This is a genomic window from Streptomyces sp. NPDC047974, from assembly GCF_040653375.1.
In the GTDB taxonomy this organism is placed as follows: domain Bacteria; phylum Actinomycetota; class Actinomycetes; order Streptomycetales; family Streptomycetaceae; genus Streptomyces.
Genome location: NZ_JBEZNU010000029.1, coordinates 22,763 through 38,450 on the forward strand (window position 1 = coordinate 22,763; position 15,688 = coordinate 38,450).

Sequence of the window (15,688 nt, forward strand, 5' to 3'; positions counted from 1 at the left end):
CCGTGGCACGGGGGAGGAACGCCTGACGGGAATCCGGGTACCGCACGCGGTGCCCGGCGGCGTAACCTGTCAGGCGCCATGCCGTACGAACCTCCCACCCACACCGTCGAGCGGTCGCTCCGAGCCACCACCGGCGCCAAGATCGTCGCCGGGGTCGACGAGGTCGGACGCGGGGCGTGGGCCGGGCCGGTCACCGTGTGCGCGGCCGTCACCGGCCTGCGCCGTCCCCCCGAGGGCCTGACCGACTCCAAGCTGATCACTCCGAAGCGGCGTACCGCCCTCGCCGCCGAGCTGGAGCGCTGGGTCACCGCCTACGCGCTCGGCGAGGCGTCCCCGCAGGAGATCGACGAGCTCGGGATGACCGCGGCCCTGCGCCTCGCGGCGGTCCGGGCGCTCGAAGGCCTCCCGGTCCGCCCCGACGCGGTGATCCTCGACGGCAAGCACGACTACCTCGGCAGCCCCTGGCGGGTGCGCACGGTGATCAAGGGCGACCAGTCCTGCATCTCCGTCGCCGCCGCATCGGTGATCGCCAAAGTGCGGCGGGACGCCATGATGGCGGAGCTGGAGGAAGCCCCCGGCTGTGCCGGCTACGGCTTCGGCGCCAACGCGGGCTACCCTTCGCCCGTCCACAAGGCCGTCCTCGAAGAGCTGGGTCCCACCCCGTACCACCGGCTCTCCTGGTCCTACCTGGACGCCATGCCCCGATGGCGCCACCTCAAGAAGGTCCGCCTCTCCGCGGAGGCGGCCGCTCTGGAGAGCGGGGGCCAACTCGGCTTCGACTTCTGATCTTCCGGTCGCGGGACCTCACCGACGCGGTCCCCGCGGACCGGGGGCGCCTCCGTGCGCCCACCCGACGGTGCCGTCCGAAACGGCATTTGATAGACATCCACCCATGCCTCTCCCTCCCGAGGAGCCTCAGATTCACGAGAGCGCCCAGGGTCCTAGCGCCACCACGGCCGCCGGCCGTCCCGCGCCGACCCCACGTCCCGTACCCGGCCCCCGTTCGGCGGCCTCCCCGCGTCCCGGTGCGGCTCGCCCCGCGCCGCCGGCCCAGCGGCCCGTGCCTGGTCCGCCCGCACCCAAGAGCCGTCCGGAGAATCGTTCCGGCGGCGACAACCCGCAGCTCCAGCTCATCCCGGCTCCGGCCGACGGCGCCCTCGACGCCGCCGAGGAGGCCCTCGACATGCTGCTCGACAGCGGCAGGTCGCCCGGCGAGGTCCTGGTGCTCACCACCGGAGAACGTCACCCGTGGGCCGCGCACGAGCTGTCCTTCGGCGAGGCGTCCTACTGGGCCCAGCAGGACACCGTCGAGGACGTGTTCTTCGCGGACGCCGCCTCGGTGGACCGGGTGGCCGCCCGCCCCGTGGTGATCGTCGCCGTCAACGGCGGTGACGACGTGGCCGCCCGCGCCCTGCCGGTCGCCCGGTCCCGCGCGGGTGCCCTGCTCGTGGTCTGCGGAGAACCGGAGCGGGTCACCGCGCTCCTCGGCGCCGGAGTCTGACGGTCGCGTCTCCGCCGGACCGGAAGCGGCCCGGCGGAGCGGCCGGGGAGCTCAGCGAGCGGCCGCCCTGCGCAGCGGCTCGGCCGCCCCGCCGGCCGTCCGCGGCGCGAGGTGACCGAGCTCGCCGGTCGGCTCGCCCAACGCCAGCGGCGTGGAGTCCGAGCTCGGCCGGCGGCCGCCCCGGCCCTCGCCGAAGACCTGCCAGCCGGCCTTGGTCAGGGTGATGTACGCGCCGCACCGCAGCCCGTGGAGCGTGCAGGCGTCCCGGAGCCCCCACATCCAGGCCCCGTCCTCCTCCGTCCAGCGCTCGTCGCCGTCCCGGCAGTACACGAGCACCGCCGTCCGGACGGGTGCGCGCCGCCGGAGGTCGTGCGGGACCACCCGCCGCAGATGCGCGAGGAGCGCGTTGCGGAACTCCCAGCCGTCGGCGGGGCCGGGGCGACGCGTGAACGAGGCGCTCGCGGTGAGCCGCTCCTCGTGGTCGAGCACCGCCACGACCGCGGTCGTGGGCAGCGGGTGATGGCGGGAGTGCAGTCCGCTCACGACCTCACGAGGACTGCGCAGCAAGGGAATTCCGGCCCCGGCCCAGTCGGCCGGCTCCAGCATCCGGGCGAGCCGGCTCGCTGAGGCGGAGTTCGAGCCGAGCGAGGTGGTGGACGGAGCGAATCCGAGGGTCACGGTCCTCCCTTCGGATACGCGCCCGCGAGGCGGGCAAGGTCGGGTGAGGGCGCAGCACGGCACAGTCCTTCCGGACCGCTTCGAGCCGTGTGGGGCGGTTCCCCAATTCTGGCGTGGCCCGAGCGGGGGCGGCAACGAGCAATTGAGGCGGCTGACGGTAATGAACCGTTATGCCACTGATATCCCTGCCCAGTTACCCAGTATTCACTCGCCGTTCCCCAACCCTTCTCACCCCTGGACGGCGAGCACCAGAGGAAAGACTCCTTCCGCTCCCGAGCGCCGCAGCAGCCGCGCGGCCACGGCGAGGGTCCAGCCCGTGTCGGACAGGTCGTCCACCAGGAGCACCGGGCCGCCCGCCGAGGCCACCCGCTCCGCGAGCGCGGGCGGCACCTCCAGGGCCCGGTGGAGCCCGATGACGCGCTGGGCGCTGTTGGTGCGCGACAGCCGCAGATCCTCCGCCTCGGGGGTGTACTCCACCGCTCCGAGCAGGGGCATCCGGCCGATCTCGGCGATGCGGGCGCCGAGCGAGCCGACCAGGGCGGGCCGCCGCCGCGAGGCGACCGTCACCACCCCGGCGGGCCGCGACGGCGCGTCGGAGGCACCGGAGGCCCAGCCGCCGGGCCCCTTCGCCCAGTCGGCGAGCACCTGGACCACCGCCTGCACCACGTCGTCCGGCACGGGGCCGTCCTGCGCGGTTTCGGCCAGCAGCGGCCGGAGCCTGTTCCCCCAGCCGATGTCCGAGAGGCGTCCGAGGGCACGGCCGCCGAAGGCCTGCTCGCCGGCCGGGATCCGGCCCTTCAGGTCGACGCCGGCGGCGGCCAGACCCGTCGGCCACATCCGGCGGGGCTCGACGTCCACGCCGGGGCGGCCCAGCTCGCCCTTGGCGGCGTCCAGCGCCGCGTCCGTCACCTTGGGGTCGAACCGGGGCCCCGCGCAGTTGTCGCAGCGGCCGCAGGGCGCGGCCTCCTCGTCGTCCAGCCGACGCCGCAGGAACTCCATCCGGCATCCGGTCGTGGTGGCGTACTCGCGCATCGCCTGCTGCTCCGCCGACCGCTGCTCGGCCACCCACGCGTACCGCTCGGTGTCGTAGACCCAGGGTCGACCGGTGCTCTCCCAGCCGCCCTTGACGCGGTGGACGGCCCCGTCCACGTCGAGGACCTTGAGCATGGTCTCCAGGCGGGTCCGGCGCAGCTCGACCAGGGGCTCGAGGGCGGGCAGTGACAGCGGCCGGCCCGCTGCGGCGAGGACGTCCAGGGTCCGGCGCACCTGCTCCTCGGGCGGGAAGGCGACGGAGGCGAAGTACTGCCAGATCGCCTCGTCCTCCTTGCCGGGGAGCAGCAGCACCTCCGCGTGCTCGACACCTCGTCCGGCACGGCCGACCTGCTGGTAGTAGGCGATCGGCGAGGACGGCGACCCGAGGTGGACGACGAAGCCGAGATCCGGCTTGTCGAAGCCCATGCCGAGCGCCGAGGTCGCCACCAGCGCCTTGACGCGGTTCGCCAGCAGGTCGTCCTCGGCCTGCTGACGGTCCGCGTTCTCCGTCCGCCCGGTGTACGAGGCGACCGTGTGGCCGCACTGGCGGAGGTAGGCGGTGACCTCCTCGGCGGCCGCGACGGTCAGCGTGTAGATGATCCCGGAGCCGGGCAGCTCGTCGAGGTGGTCGGCGAGCCAGGCGAGCCGATGGGCCGCGTCGGGCAGGGCGACGACGCCGAGGCTGAGGGACTCGCGGTCCAGGGGGCCGCGCAGGACGAGGGCGTCGGTGCCCGCGCCGGTGCCGAGCTGCTCGGCGACGTCCGCGGTCACCCGGGCGTTCGCCGTCGCGGTGGTGGCGAGCACCGGTACGCCGGCCGGGAGGTCGGCCAGCATGGTGCGCAGCCGCCGGTAGTCGGGTCTGAAGTCGTGGCCCCAGTCGGAGATGCAGTGCGCCTCGTCCACCACGAGGAGACCCGTGGCGGCGGCCAGCCGCGGCAGGACCTGGTCGCGGAAGTCCGGGTTGTTCAGCCGCTCGGGGGAGACGAGCAGGACGTCGACCTCGCCGGCCGCGACCTCGTCGTGGACGCTCTCCCACTCCTCGGTGTTCGACGAGTTGATCGTGCGGGCGCGGATGCCCGCCCTGGCCGCCGCGTCCACCTGGTTGCGCATGAGGGCGAGCAGCGGGGAGACGATGACCGTGGGCCCGCTGCCGCGCTCGCGCAGCAGGGAGGTCGCGACGAAGTAGACGGCGGACTTGCCCCAGCCGGTCCGCTGCACCACGAGCGCCCGGCGGTGGTCGGCGACCAGCGCCTCGATGGCGCGCCACTGGTCCTCGCGGAGTCTCGCCGTGCCGGTCGGGTCCCCGACGAGTCGGGCCAGTACGGCGTCGGCGGTGGCGCGGAGCGCGGCGCGGTCTTCCGGGCGGTCTGCGTGGGTCATGCGTCCATGCAACCCGATGCCTCGGACATTCGGCGAACCAGGCGGAGATCTGTGGACAGTGCATATCGGATCATCTGACTGTATCTGCGGAGTTATCCACAGGGGTTGTCGGAAATCGGAGATCACGAGACGGTCCTCGCCATGAACGCGAACCACCACGAGATCAACGCATCCACCCGAGGCCGCCAGATCACCCTGCGCAGCCCTTCCGAGCTCGCCGACGCCCTGCCGTTCGTGCTCGGCTTCCACCCGACCGACTCGGTCGTGCTCGTCGCCCTGCACGGGGCGAACGGCCGCTTCGGCGGCCGGATCAGGGTCGGCATTCCCCGCTCGCCGGGCGAGTGGGACTCCACCGCGGACCACCTCGCCGAATGCCTCGTCGAGACGTCCGCCAAGCGCACCACGCCACCCGACGGCATCGTCGGCTTCCTCTGCCAGGACCCCCAGCCGGGCGAGACCGCGCGGCAGGTCCACGAGCGGCTGCGGCCCCTCGCCCAGCGCCTGCGGACCGCCTGCGGAGCCCTCGACATCCCCGTCTACGAGGTGCTGTGCATCTCCGACGGCCGCCACTTCTCGTACTGCTGCCCCGACACCCGCTGCTGCCCGCCGGAGGGCACCCCGCTCGCCCTCGCCGGTACCTCGGTCATGGCGGCGGCGGCCGCCTACGCGGGCATCCGGGTACGGGGTTCGCTGCGGGAGATGGAGGCCGCCTTCAGGCCCACCGGGGCACCCGGCGACGCGGAGCAGCGCGCCGCCCTCGACGCGGCCGCGGCCGCGATCGTCCCCCGCGTCGTCGACGGCGCGGAGGAGCACCTCCGGGCGGAGCTCCGCGAGACCACCCTGGCCCTCGCCGGCCGACTCCTCGGCAGGTTCGCCGAACCGCCGCGCCGGATCGGAGAGGACGGCGCCCGCCGGGGCCGGGCAGCGATCGAGGCGGACGACGACGCCCGCGTCGACCCCGGCGAGGCGGCGGCCCTGATCCTGGGGCTCCAGGACCGCGCCACCCGCGACCGGCTCGCCGAGTGGATGGAGGGAGCCGAAGGCGCCGCGGCCGTGCGGCTGTGGCGCGTCCTCGCCAGGCGCTGTGTCTCCCCCTACGAGGAGTACGCCGCCGCGCCCCTGACCCTCGCCGGCTGGGCCGCCTGGTCGACCGGCGACGAACCGACCGCACGCGTCGCCCTCGGTCTCGCCCTCCAGGCCGATCCCGAGTACGTCTTCGCGAGGCTGCTGCACCAGGCGTGCAACGAAGGCCTCGACCCCGAGTCGCTGCGCGCCTGTCTGCGCCAGGAGAAGGAGGACCGCGCCGCGGCGGCCGGCAGCGACGCGGCCCCCGCCCGCGTCGCCCGGACGCGCACCCGGACCCGCACGCGGGGCGTGCGCGGCGCCGGATCGAGGCCGGTGCTCCCGCGAGCGGTCCACGACGGCTCCCCGCAGGAGCGCGGGAGGGGGCGGGGGCGGCCCGGCGTCCGGCCCGCCGGGCGGGCCGCGACCCGGCCCGGAAGGCCCGCCCCGCACCACGGCGGGCGACGCGGGACGAGGAGTGGCCGATGACGACCGTGACCCCGCGCACCACCGGACCGTTCACCTCTGTGGCGGAGCCGGGCGAGCCGAGCCGCCGACACCCCGCCGGCCGTCCGGATCGCACAGAGAGCGCGCCACACCTCCCATGGTCCTCAGCCCTGTCCCGGCCCCCGGACACCCGAGCGAACACCCCACCCGGAAGCCGCCCGTGGGCGGCACCCCCGCCGTCCACGGGCCGCGCCCCGGAGAACTCCCCCCGGTCCACGACGCCCTGCTCTGCGTGGCCCTGCCCGCCTTCGCCGTCTCACCCGAGCACGGCCAGCTCACCGGGCACGGACCGGAGGGCGTCTACGCCTCCGGGCGACGGCTCCTCTCCCGCAGCGTCCTGCGGGTCGCCGGACGCGAGCCCGTCCCCCTCCAGGGACGGCTCGCCGCCGCCGACCGGGCCGTCTTCGTCGGGGCCCTCCGCGTCCCCGGTGACACCGGCCCCGACCCCGGCGTCACCGTCGAGCGCTCCCGAGGCGCCGACGGAACCGAGCGGATCACCCTCCGCAGCGCGGTACCACGCCCCGTCCGTGTCCCGGTGGAGGTCGCTCTGGGCACGGATCTCGCGGAGCTGGGCGCGATCGCGTCCGGCCGGCCCCGCCCCGAACTCAGGCCCAGCGTCCACGGCACCGGACTCCGCTGGACCGCCCCCGACGGCCGCTCCGTGGCCGTCACCGCCGACCCCCCGCCGACGGACGCCCTGGCGGCGGCCGGGGTCCTCCGCTGGGAAACCGACCTCGCCCCCGGCACCGCCACCACCCTCCGCCTCCGTGTCCAGGCCGAGCGGACCCCCGGCGTCGCCGCGCCCGCCGGGGGCGCCCGCCCCGGCGGGCAGCTGCTCCCCGACGTCCAGGCGGAGGGCGACGACCACCGGACGGGCGCGCTGCTCCGCGCCTCCGTCGAGGACCTGCGGGCCCTCCTCCAGCGCGACCCCGCCCACCCCGCCGACGTCCATCTCGCGGCCGGCGTCCCGTGGCGGTGCGGGTCCGTCACCGCGGAGGCCCTCTGGGCGGCCCGCATGGCCCTGCCGCTCGGCACCCGGCTCGCCGCCGCCACCCTGCGCGCCCTCGGCCGCACCCAGGTCGCCGGCGGCACCGAGTCCGGGCGCATCCCCGGCCCGCTGCGGGACGCGGGACCGCACCTCCCACCCCGCTGCACCGGCGTCGAGGCCACCCTCGCCTTCCCCGTCGTACTCGCCGAAGCCCGCCGGTGGGGCCTCCCGGCCGCCGAGCTCGACGAGCTCCTTCCGGTGGCGGAGCGCTGCCTCGCCTGGCTGCGCCGCGGGCTCGACACGGACGGGCTCCTGCCGGACCCGGCGCCCGGCGGCCCCTGGCGGGCCGAGACACAGGCCCACGCACACCGGGCCGCCGTCCTCGGGGCCGACCTCCTCGACTCCTGCGGACGGCCCGGCGGGGAGGAGCTCCGGGCCGCCGCCCGCACGCTGCGCACCCGCTTCCGCGCCGAGTTCTGGCTCGACGACCTGTCCGGCGGCCGACCCGCCGCCGCCCGGTCGGCGGAGGGCCGCACCTGGCCCCAGCTCGGCGGGTGGGCCGCCCACCTCCTCGACACCGGGCTCCTCGACGGCGGCCGGTACGCCCAGGGGCTGCTCGACCGGACGGAGACCGAACAGCTCGCGCGGCTGCTCGGCACCCCCGCGCTCGACTCCGGCTGGGGGCTGCGCAGCCTGGGTGCCAAGGAACCCGGCCACAACCCCTTCGGACACCGGGCCGGAGCCGTCCGCGTCCACGAGACGGCCGTCGCCGTCGCCGGACTGGCCGCCGTCGGATACGAGAAGGAGGCCGTGTCCCTGCTCCGCGGTCTCCTCGACGCCGCCGAGCTCTTCGGCCACCGGCTGCCCGAGATGTACGCGGGCGAGCAGCGCACCACGGGGACGCGCCCCGTGCCGCACCCGGCAGCCTGCCGGCCCGCGGCCGTCGCCGCCGCCGGAGCGGTCCACGCGCTCGCCGCCCTGGCCGGGATCCGACCCGACGCCCCCTCACGGACGGTCGCCGTGCACCCCATGGCCTCCGCACCCCTCGGAGCGCTCCGGCTCTCCGGGCTCGTCGTCGCCGGGGAACCCTTCGCCGTGCGGGTCAGCCGTCTCGGGCTCGGTATGGTCGAGGAGGCCGCCGAGTCCCTGCAACTGGGGGTGTGACCATGCCGGACACGGGGACGCGAAAGCCCTCCCGGCCGGGGGAGGAGGTCGAAGGCGGAGCGCGCACGACGCGTGTTTATCGTCAAAAGGACGACTATGATCGCGGCATGCCCTACGACCCGTCGGCCTTCCCGCCCTTCGCTGTCACCGTCGACCTGGTCGTCCTCACCGTGCGGAGCCACGCGCTGTGCACCCTGGTCGTCCGCAGAGGAGAGGAGCCCTTCCAGGGGAGATGGGCGCTGCCGGGAGGCTTCGTCCGTGACGACGAGGACCTCGGCGCCGCCGCCGCGCGCGAGCTGGCCGAGGAGACCGGGCTGCGCGCCCACGATCCGTCGGCGCCGTCGCCGGTGCCGGACAACGGCGCGCACCTGGAGCAGCTCGCGACCTACGGAGCGCCCGGGCGCGACCCGCGGATGCGGGTGGTGAGTGTCGCCCATCTCGCGCTCGCCCCGGACCTGCCCGCCCCCCGGCCCGGGGGCGACGCCAACAGCGCGCGCTGGGCACCCGTGGAGAAACTGCTCGCCCAGGCGTGGGCCGCCGACCCCGATTCCCCGGACGCGCTGGCCTTCGACCACACCCAGATCCTCTCCGACGGGGTGGAGCGGGCCCGCTCGAAGATCGAGTACTCCTCGCTCGCCACGGCGTTCTGTCCGCCGGAGTTCACCGTCGGCGAGCTGCGCCGGGTGTACGAGGCGGTCTGGGGCGTCACGCTCGACCCCCGCAACTTCCACCGCAAGGTCACCGGCACCCCCGGCTTCCTCGTCCCGACCGGAGGAACCACGACCCGTCAGGGAGGGCGCCCCGCCCAGCTGTTCAGGGCCGGCGGAGCGACCCTGCTCAACCCGCCGATGCTGCGCCCCGAGGTCTGAGGAGCCCTGCCTCCGCCGCCCCCGGGGCGGCAACCCTGCGGGAAAAGTCCGAAATCTAACGTTATCTTGCTGCGATAGCACCGCCCTGCCGCGGAGCGGTGACTCCTACCGCGAGAGAAGCGATGCTCCAGGCCATCGGACTGACCAGTGCCCCCCGCCGCGACCGCCCGCCCGCCGTGGACGATCTGACCTTCGAGGCCCCGGCCGGGGCCGTGACCGCCCTCGTCGGCCCCCCGGGCTCCGGCAAGACCACCGCCCTGCGCCTGCTCCTCGAACTCGACCCGGGGCGCGGACTCACCTACTTCCGGGGGCGGCCGCTGCGCCGGATCGCCCAGCCGGCGCGCGAGGTCGGCGTCGCCCTCGGCGATGTGCCCGGCCATCCGTCCCGTACCGTCCGGGGGCAGTTGCGGATGCTCGCCGCGGGTGCGGGGGTTCCCGTCGCCCGGGCCGACGCCGTGATCCGCGACGTGGGCCTCGGCGGACTGGAGGGGGCGCGGCTCGGCACCCTGCCGCGCGGGGCCGACCGCAGACTCGCCCTGGCCGCCGCACTGTTGGGGGAGCCGCACACCCTGCTCCTGGACGCTCCGGGAGCAGGGCTGTCTCCGGCGGAGCGGCTCCGGCTGCACGAACTGCTGCGCGCGCACGCGGAGGCCGGCGGCACCGTCCTCTACACCACCAGGGACCCCAAGGACGCGGCCCGCAACGCCGACCACGTCGTCGCCCTCGACGGCGGCCGCCTCGTCGCCGCCCAGGAGGCGGGCGACTTCGCCCGCACCCGGCTGCGGCCGAGGGTCGCCGTCCGCACCCCGCACGCCGCCCGGCTCGCCGCCGCGGTGACCCAGGAGGCCCGGGCCGCGCGCCGCCCGGTCGAGGTCGACACGGAGGACGGCACCCTCCTCCTGGTGTACGGCGGAGACTGCGCGCAGGTGGGCGACACCGCGTTCCGGCTGGGCGTCCCGGTCCACCGGCTCGTGGAGGAGACGGGTGACGGCGGCCCCGGTCCGGTCGCGGCCGGGCCCGTGGAGCGCCCGGCCGAGGGCGCGCCCGCGCCGCTTCCCGGTGCGCGCCGGCCGGTGCGTTCCCCGCTGCGGCCGCTCCGCTACGAGCTGCGCCGGATCGCCGGCGTACCGTCCACGGGGCTGATCCTCGCCGGCGCCCTGGCGGTGTCGGCCGTGCTGGCCGTGCTGCTCGGCCGGGGCGGCGGCACCCCGCTCCCGGCGGCACTCACCGCCTGGCCCGAGCTCCTGCCGCTGCCGCCCGCCGCGCTCGCCGCGGGCCTGATCGGCGCACTCGCCTTCGGGGAGGAGTACCGCTACCCCGCGCTCGCCGCGGGCCGTGGCGCCGTGCCGCGCCGGCTGGCGCTGCTCCTCGCCAAGCTCGCCGTATCGGCGGCCGTGGCCCTGTTCCTCGGCGTGCTGGTGGCGGGGGCCGATCTGGCGGCGCTCCGCCTCTTCTACGGCCCGGACTTGATTGCCGCACCCGACAACTGGGCCTCCATGGTGGCGAGTTGGCTGGGGCTCTCGGTCGGCTGCGCGTGGGCGGGGGTGCTGGGGGCCGGGGTGTTCCGGGCCGCCGCGGCCGGGGTGGCCGCCGTGCTCTTCGTCCCGGTCGCCTTCGTCCCGCTGCTGCGGCAGGTGATGAGCGGCCCCGCGGTCCGGTCCGTCGCGGGACTCCCGGCCCGGCTGGGCGAGTTCGCCGGGCCCCGGTGGGCGCCGCCGCTCGACCGGTGGATCTCCAGGACGCTCGAGGTGGTGGCGCAGCCCGCCGGAGTGGCCCTCGCGCTCACGTTGACGGTCCTTCTCTGCGCCTATGTGCTCACGGGGCTTCGCCGGCAGGCCCGTTGGTGATCATTTGCGGATCGATGCCTTCCGCTTGGACGGCAACTCCCTTGCGAAATGCCGTTTATGCCCGAATGATCGTCAATTGTGTAGGGGGTGCCGATCACCCTTTCGTGTGCTTTTCACCAAAGACCTCAAGGGCCACGGAGGCCACGCCGACAAAGGATGCGTGAGTACCCTTGCGCACACGATGATGACCGCCGCCCGCTCCGTCGACTCCGGCCTCGGCGCCACGGGCGATCTCGACCGCTACCCCTACGCGGAGGCGCCCGCCGCCGACCGCGTGGGCCCGCCCTCCTGGGAGGGGGTGGACACGGATCTCGGCCGCGTCGGCCGCCGCACCGCCGGCAGCCGGGGCCGCGGACTGCACGGCCAGCTCGTCCAGCAGCTCGGCCAGATGATCGTCTCCGGCGACCTCGGCGCGGACAGGCCCCTCGTCCCCGAGGAGATCGGCCAGCGCTTCGAGGTCTCGCGCACCGTCGTGCGCGAGTCGCTCCGCGTCCTGGAGGCCAAGGGCCTCGTCAGCGCCCGCCCCAACGTCGGCACCCGGGTCCGCCCGGTCAGCGACTGGAACCTGCTCGACCCCGACATCATCGAGTGGCGCGCCTTCGGCCCGCAGCGCGACGACCAGCGGCGCGAGCTCAACGAGCTGCGCTGGACCATCGAGCCGCTCGCCGCCCGCCTCGCCGCCGGCCACGGCCGCGAGGACGTGCAGCAGCGCCTCGCCGACATGGTCCAGATCATGGGGCACGCGTACGCGCAGGGCGACGGCATCACCTTCTCCCGCGCCGACACCGAGTTCCACTCCCTGCTCATCCAGCTCGCCGGCAACCGCATGCTGGAGCACCTCTCCGGCATCGTCGCCGCCGCCCTCCAGGTCTCCGGCGGGCCCGTCACGGCCTGTGACCGCCCCAGCGAGACCTGCCTGACGCACCACGGCCGGATCGTCGACGCCCTCGCCGCCGGGGACGCCGCGGGCGCCGAGACCGCCATGCGCCAACTGCTCACGGTCCACCCCGAGGTGGAGCCCCGCGTCGTTCCCGCCCCCCGCGAACACTGACCCGCGGACCGTGGCAGGAAGCGCACGGGCGCGTGCACGAGGAGTGCCGCCGGGCCCGAGCGCGGTCCGGGAGCCCGTCAGGGTTCCCCGGACCGCGCCAGGGTGTCGGCAGCGCCGAATGTACGCTTGATAACTGTTCGCCCCTTTGGTCGCGGATGCGGTGTGACTCGGGACACGAAGATTGGGCGTAACACTCCTCCGAGCCGTGCGATGACCTAAGAGGTGACAGCCGAGGAAGGAATACAGCAGCCGGTGCAGGCGCTGTGCAGTTCCCCGGTCCAGCCCGCGCCGTCGGCACATTCCCCGTCGACGGTCGTCGGCTCCGGCTCGATCTTCGGGCGGGGCCGGAAGCCGTTTCCATCGTTCCGAGAGGTTGTTCGTGTCGGCCAGCACATCCCGTACGCTCCCGCCGGAGATCGCCGAGTCCGAGTCTGTGATGGCGCTCATCGAGCGGGGAAAGGCTGATGGGCAGATCGCCGGCGATGACGTGCGTCGGGCCTTCGAGGCTGACCAGATTCCGCCAACCCAGTGGAAGAATGTTCTGCGCAGCCTCAATCAGATCCTCGAGGAAGAGGGTGTGACGCTGATGGTCAGTGCAGCGGAGTCGCCGAAGCGCGCCCGCAAGAGCGCAGCAGCGAAGAGCCCGGCCAAGCGCACCGCCGCCAAGACCACCGTCACCGCGAGGGCGGCGACGGTGACGAGGACCACCGTCGCCACCGGCTCGGCGGCCCCCGCGGCCGAGAGCGCCGACCCGGCCGACGAGGCCGCGTCGCCCGCCAAGAAGGCGGCCGCGAAGAAGACCGCCGTCAAGAAGACGGCGGCCAAGAAGACCGTCGCCAAGAAGACGGCGGCCAAGAAGACCGCGTCCAAGAAGTCCGACGACGAACTGATCGAGGGCGAGGAGCTGCTCGAGGACGTCGCGCCGGGCAAGGACGAGGAGGAGACCGAGGGCGAGACCAAGGGCTTCGTCCTGTCCGACGAGGACGAGGACGACGCTCCCGCCCAGCAGGTCGCCGTCGCCGGTGCCACCGCGGACCCGGTCAAGGACTACCTGAAGCAGATCGGCAAGGTCCCCCTCCTCAACGCCGAGCAGGAGGTCGAGCTCGCCAAGCGCATCGAGGCCGGTCTCTTCGCCGAGGACAAGCTCGCCAACTCGGACAAGATCGCCCCGAAGCTCAAGCGCGAGCTGGAGATCATCGCCGAGGACGGCCGCCGCGCCAAGAACCACCTCCTGGAGGCCAACCTCCGTCTGGTGGTCTCGCTGGCCAAGCGCTACACCGGCCGCGGCATGCTCTTCCTGGACCTGATCCAGGAGGGCAACCTCGGTCTGATCCGCGCGGTCGAGAAGTTCGACTACACCAAGGGCTACAAGTTCTCCACGTACGCCACCTGGTGGATCCGTCAGGCGATCACCCGCGCCATGGCCGACCAGGCCCGCACCATCCGTATCCCGGTGCACATGGTCGAGGTCATCAACAAGCTCGCGCGCGTCCAGCGCCAGATGCTCCAGGACCTGGGCCGCGAGCCCACCCCGGAGGAGCTGGCCAAGGAGCTCGACATGACCCCCGAGAAGGTCATCGAGGTCCAGAAGTACGGCCGCGAGCCGATCTCCCTCCACACCCCCCTGGGTGAGGACGGCGACAGCGAGTTCGGTGACCTCATCGAGGACTCCGAGGCGGTCGTGCCGGCCGACGCGGTCAGCTTCACGCTCCTCCAGGAGCAGCTGCACTCCGTCCTCGACACGCTCTCCGAGCGTGAGGCCGGCGTGGTCTCCATGCGCTTCGGCCTCACCGACGGCCAGCCGAAGACGCTCGACGAGATCGGCAAGGTCTACGGCGTGACCCGTGAGCGGATCCGCCAGATCGAGTCGAAGACGATGTCGAAGCTGCGGCACCCGTCGCGCTCGCAGGTCCTCCGGGACTACCTCGACTGATCGGTCCGAGGTACACGGCAGCGGACGAAGGGTCCGGTTCCCCGCTCGGGGGCCGGGCCCTTCGGCCGTTCGCGGGTGCAGCGGACCCCTCCGTGCCGGACGCTGGGTGAACGGATATCAGCGGAGAGTCAGGAGGCTCCATGCGTGGTCCCTTCGCCCGAGCGTTGACGGGTGCCCTGGGTGCGATCACTGCGGTGACCGGAGCGGTGGCCGGCGCGGCCCCGGCCGCCGCCGACAGCGTCGTGGTGGGCGGCAGTCCGACCGAGATCACCGACGCGCCCTGGGTGGTGGCGCTGTCCAGCCGTGACCGGTTCGGAGGTACGCGCGCGGGCCAGTTCTGCGGTGGCGTCGTCGTCGCGCCCACCAAGGTCCTCACCGCCGCCCACTGCCTCAGCCGGGAGGCGCTCGGCGGCGCCCCCTGGCAGCTGCGGGACCTGTCGGTGATCGCCGGCCGGGCGGCGCTGCGCGGGCAGGGCGGGCAGGAGGTGCGGATCTCGGACACCTGGGTGAACCCCGACTACGACCCGACGACCAACTCCGGCGACCTCGCCGTGCTCACCCTCGCCGAGTCCCTGCCGAGCTCCTACGTCATCAAGGTGGCGGCACCGGGGGACGCGGCCGAGAACCCGGGCACGGCGGCCGAGGTGTACGGCTGGGGCGACACCAGCGGCAACGGCAGCTACGCCACCTCGCTGCGCTCCGCGCACGTCCAGGTGCTCCCGGACGGGGCGTGCGAGCAGGCGTACCCGGGCCGCTTCGGAGGCGTCTCGTACCGCAAGGAGACGATGCTCTGCGCCGGGGATCCCCGGGGTGGCCGGGACGCCTGCCAGGGCGACAGCGGCGGGCCGCTGGTGGCGCGGGGGGTGCTGGTGGGCCTGGTGTCCTGGGGCAGTGGCTGCGGACAGGCCGAGAATCCCGGGGTCTACACGCGGGTGTCCGCGGTGCTGCCCGAGCGGCTCTGAGGGCACGGGTGGGGGCCTGACCGGGGCCCGCGGGGGTCTCCCGGGCCCGTGGGGGTACGAGAACGGGCGGCCATCCCCTGGTCCAGGGGATGGCCGCCCGTCGTCCGGCCGTCTAGGGGCCGGCCCTGAGCTCGTCGTGGATGCGCGGCGTCAGTGCTCGTCGCCCACCGTGCGGGCCGGCACGTCGGTCAGCCGGTCCGTCTCATCCTGTATCTCAACGGCGATCTTCTTGAGTTCCGGCTCGAACTTGCGACCGTGGTGGGCGCAGAAGAGCAAGTCACCTCCGCTGGCCAGGACGACACGCAGGTAAGCCTGGGCGCCGCAGCGGTCGCAGCGGTCAGCGGCCGTCAGGGGGCTCGCGGGGGTCAGAACAGTAGTCACGTCGCCTCTTCTCTAGCTCGACGAGCTGTCGTACCAGGGTCAACATCCAACCAGGCCGAAAACGTTCCCGCTCGTGGCTTTTCCTTGAAACTTTTTCCCAAGGTGGCTGTTTGCTGCCGGTTGGCGGCGAATGAGCCGTATTGCGTCGCTCTACGGGTTTCGCGTTGCTGTGGTGTGTCGGTCGTCCTCCCGGCGGGGTTGCCGGTTGTTCATGAGGACGTGCCCGGAGCCTAGATGGTTCATGCCTGGAAGGGAACGTGATGTTCGCGTCACCCCTTCGAGGGATCGAACGTCTATGCGAGTCTGGACTAGCATGAGGAAACCGAGTGGGTG

Annotated in this window: 12 protein-coding genes; 9 read left to right on the forward strand and 3 right to left on the reverse strand. The window is 74.1% G+C overall.

Translation table 11 applies throughout. From position 1 onward, the window contains the following. Positions 1-78 precede the first annotated feature (78 nt). Both AB0E19_RS31030 and AB0E19_RS31035 read left to right on the forward strand, forming a co-directional pair. A complete protein-coding gene (locus AB0E19_RS31030; protein ID WP_362185731.1) occupies positions 79-786 on the forward strand; it encodes a ribonuclease HII in 708 nt (235 codons plus the stop codon). A gap of 106 nt (positions 787-892) precedes the next feature. Further along, entirely contained in the window at positions 893-1,501 is a 609-nt protein-coding gene (locus AB0E19_RS31035; RefSeq protein ID WP_362185734.1) for a hypothetical protein, read from the forward strand. A 51-nt stretch (positions 1,502-1,552) separates the two neighbouring features. Here the strand turns inward: AB0E19_RS31035 and AB0E19_RS31040 are convergent, their stop codons facing one another. Then, positions 1,553-2,179 (reverse strand): hypothetical protein, encoded by a 627-nt coding sequence (locus AB0E19_RS31040; protein ID WP_362185738.1) that lies wholly within the window; start codon positions 2,177-2,179, stop codon positions 1,553-1,555. A gap of 228 nt (positions 2,180-2,407) precedes the next feature. Beyond that, the gene (locus AB0E19_RS31045; protein WP_362185741.1) at positions 2,408-4,591 is read right to left on the reverse strand and encodes a RecQ family ATP-dependent DNA helicase; all 2,184 of its coding nucleotides are present in this window, start codon (positions 4,589-4,591) and stop codon (positions 2,408-2,410) included. A 141-nt stretch (positions 4,592-4,732) separates the two neighbouring features. Here AB0E19_RS31045 and AB0E19_RS31050 point away from each other — a divergent pair, with 141 nt between their 5' ends. The 7 genes from AB0E19_RS31050 (at position 4,733) to AB0E19_RS31080 (ending at position 14,974) form a co-directional block, all read left to right on the forward strand. Next, positions 4,733-6,142 carry a DUF4192 domain-containing protein gene (locus tag AB0E19_RS31050; protein ID WP_362185744.1) on the forward strand — a complete coding sequence of 470 codons (1,410 nt, stop codon included), beginning with the start codon at positions 4,733-4,735 and terminating at the stop codon, positions 6,140-6,142. A 115-nt stretch (positions 6,143-6,257) separates the two neighbouring features. Beyond that, entirely contained in the window at positions 6,258-8,312 is a 2,055-nt protein-coding gene (locus AB0E19_RS31055) for a glycogen debranching N-terminal domain-containing protein (RefSeq protein WP_362185747.1), read from the forward strand. Positions 8,313-8,419: 107 nt separating this feature from the next. Further along, positions 8,420-9,181: an NUDIX domain-containing protein gene (locus AB0E19_RS31060; protein ID WP_362185750.1), complete on the forward strand. Its 762-nt coding sequence runs from the start codon at positions 8,420-8,422 to the stop codon at positions 9,179-9,181. Positions 9,182-9,303: 122 nt separating this feature from the next. After that, entirely contained in the window at positions 9,304-11,028 is a 1,725-nt protein-coding gene (locus tag AB0E19_RS31065) for an ATP-binding cassette domain-containing protein (protein WP_362185753.1), read from the forward strand. 160 nt (positions 11,029-11,188) lie between these two features. Further along, positions 11,189-12,079, forward strand: coding sequence for an FCD domain-containing protein (locus AB0E19_RS31070; RefSeq protein WP_362185756.1), 891 nt, complete (start codon positions 11,189-11,191; stop codon positions 12,077-12,079). Between the two features lie 379 nt (positions 12,080-12,458). Next, positions 12,459-14,012 carry an RNA polymerase sigma factor gene (locus AB0E19_RS31075; protein WP_360608405.1) on the forward strand — a complete coding sequence of 518 codons (1,554 nt, stop codon included), beginning with the start codon at positions 12,459-12,461 and terminating at the stop codon, positions 14,010-14,012. Positions 14,013-14,152: 140 nt separating this feature from the next. Further along, complete coding sequence (locus tag AB0E19_RS31080) at positions 14,153-14,974, forward strand: serine protease (RefSeq protein ID WP_362185760.1); 822 nt, start codon at positions 14,153-14,155, stop codon at positions 14,972-14,974. A 150-nt stretch (positions 14,975-15,124) separates the two neighbouring features. On the opposite strand, the gene AB0E19_RS31085 is transcribed toward AB0E19_RS31080, so the two are convergent. Further along, positions 15,125-15,355, reverse strand: coding sequence for a hypothetical protein (locus AB0E19_RS31085; RefSeq protein WP_030495106.1), 231 nt, complete (start codon positions 15,353-15,355; stop codon positions 15,125-15,127). Between the last annotated feature and the right edge of the window lie 333 nt (positions 15,356-15,688).

Bases quoted from the DNA above. Each gene is read 5' to 3' on its own strand.
- AB0E19_RS31030 (WP_362185731.1), top strand. From the start codon at position 79: ATGCCGTACGAACCTCCCACCCACACCGTCGAGCGGTCGCTCCGAGCC.
- AB0E19_RS31035 (WP_362185734.1), top strand. From the start codon at position 893: ATGCCTCTCCCTCCCGAGGAGCCTCAGATTCACGAGAGCGCCCAGGGT.
- AB0E19_RS31045 (WP_362185741.1), bottom strand. From the start codon at position 4,591: ATGACCCACGCAGACCGCCCGGAAGACCGCGCCGCGCTCCGCGCCACC.
- AB0E19_RS31050 (WP_362185744.1), top strand. From the start codon at position 4,733: ATGAACGCGAACCACCACGAGATCAACGCATCCACCCGAGGCCGCCAG.
- AB0E19_RS31055 (WP_362185747.1), top strand. From the start codon at position 6,258: ATGGTCCTCAGCCCTGTCCCGGCCCCCGGACACCCGAGCGAACACCCC.
- AB0E19_RS31060 (WP_362185750.1), top strand. From the start codon at position 8,420: ATGCCCTACGACCCGTCGGCCTTCCCGCCCTTCGCTGTCACCGTCGAC.
- AB0E19_RS31065 (WP_362185753.1), top strand. From the start codon at position 9,304: ATGCTCCAGGCCATCGGACTGACCAGTGCCCCCCGCCGCGACCGCCCG.
- AB0E19_RS31080 (WP_362185760.1), top strand. From the start codon at position 14,153: ATGCGTGGTCCCTTCGCCCGAGCGTTGACGGGTGCCCTGGGTGCGATC.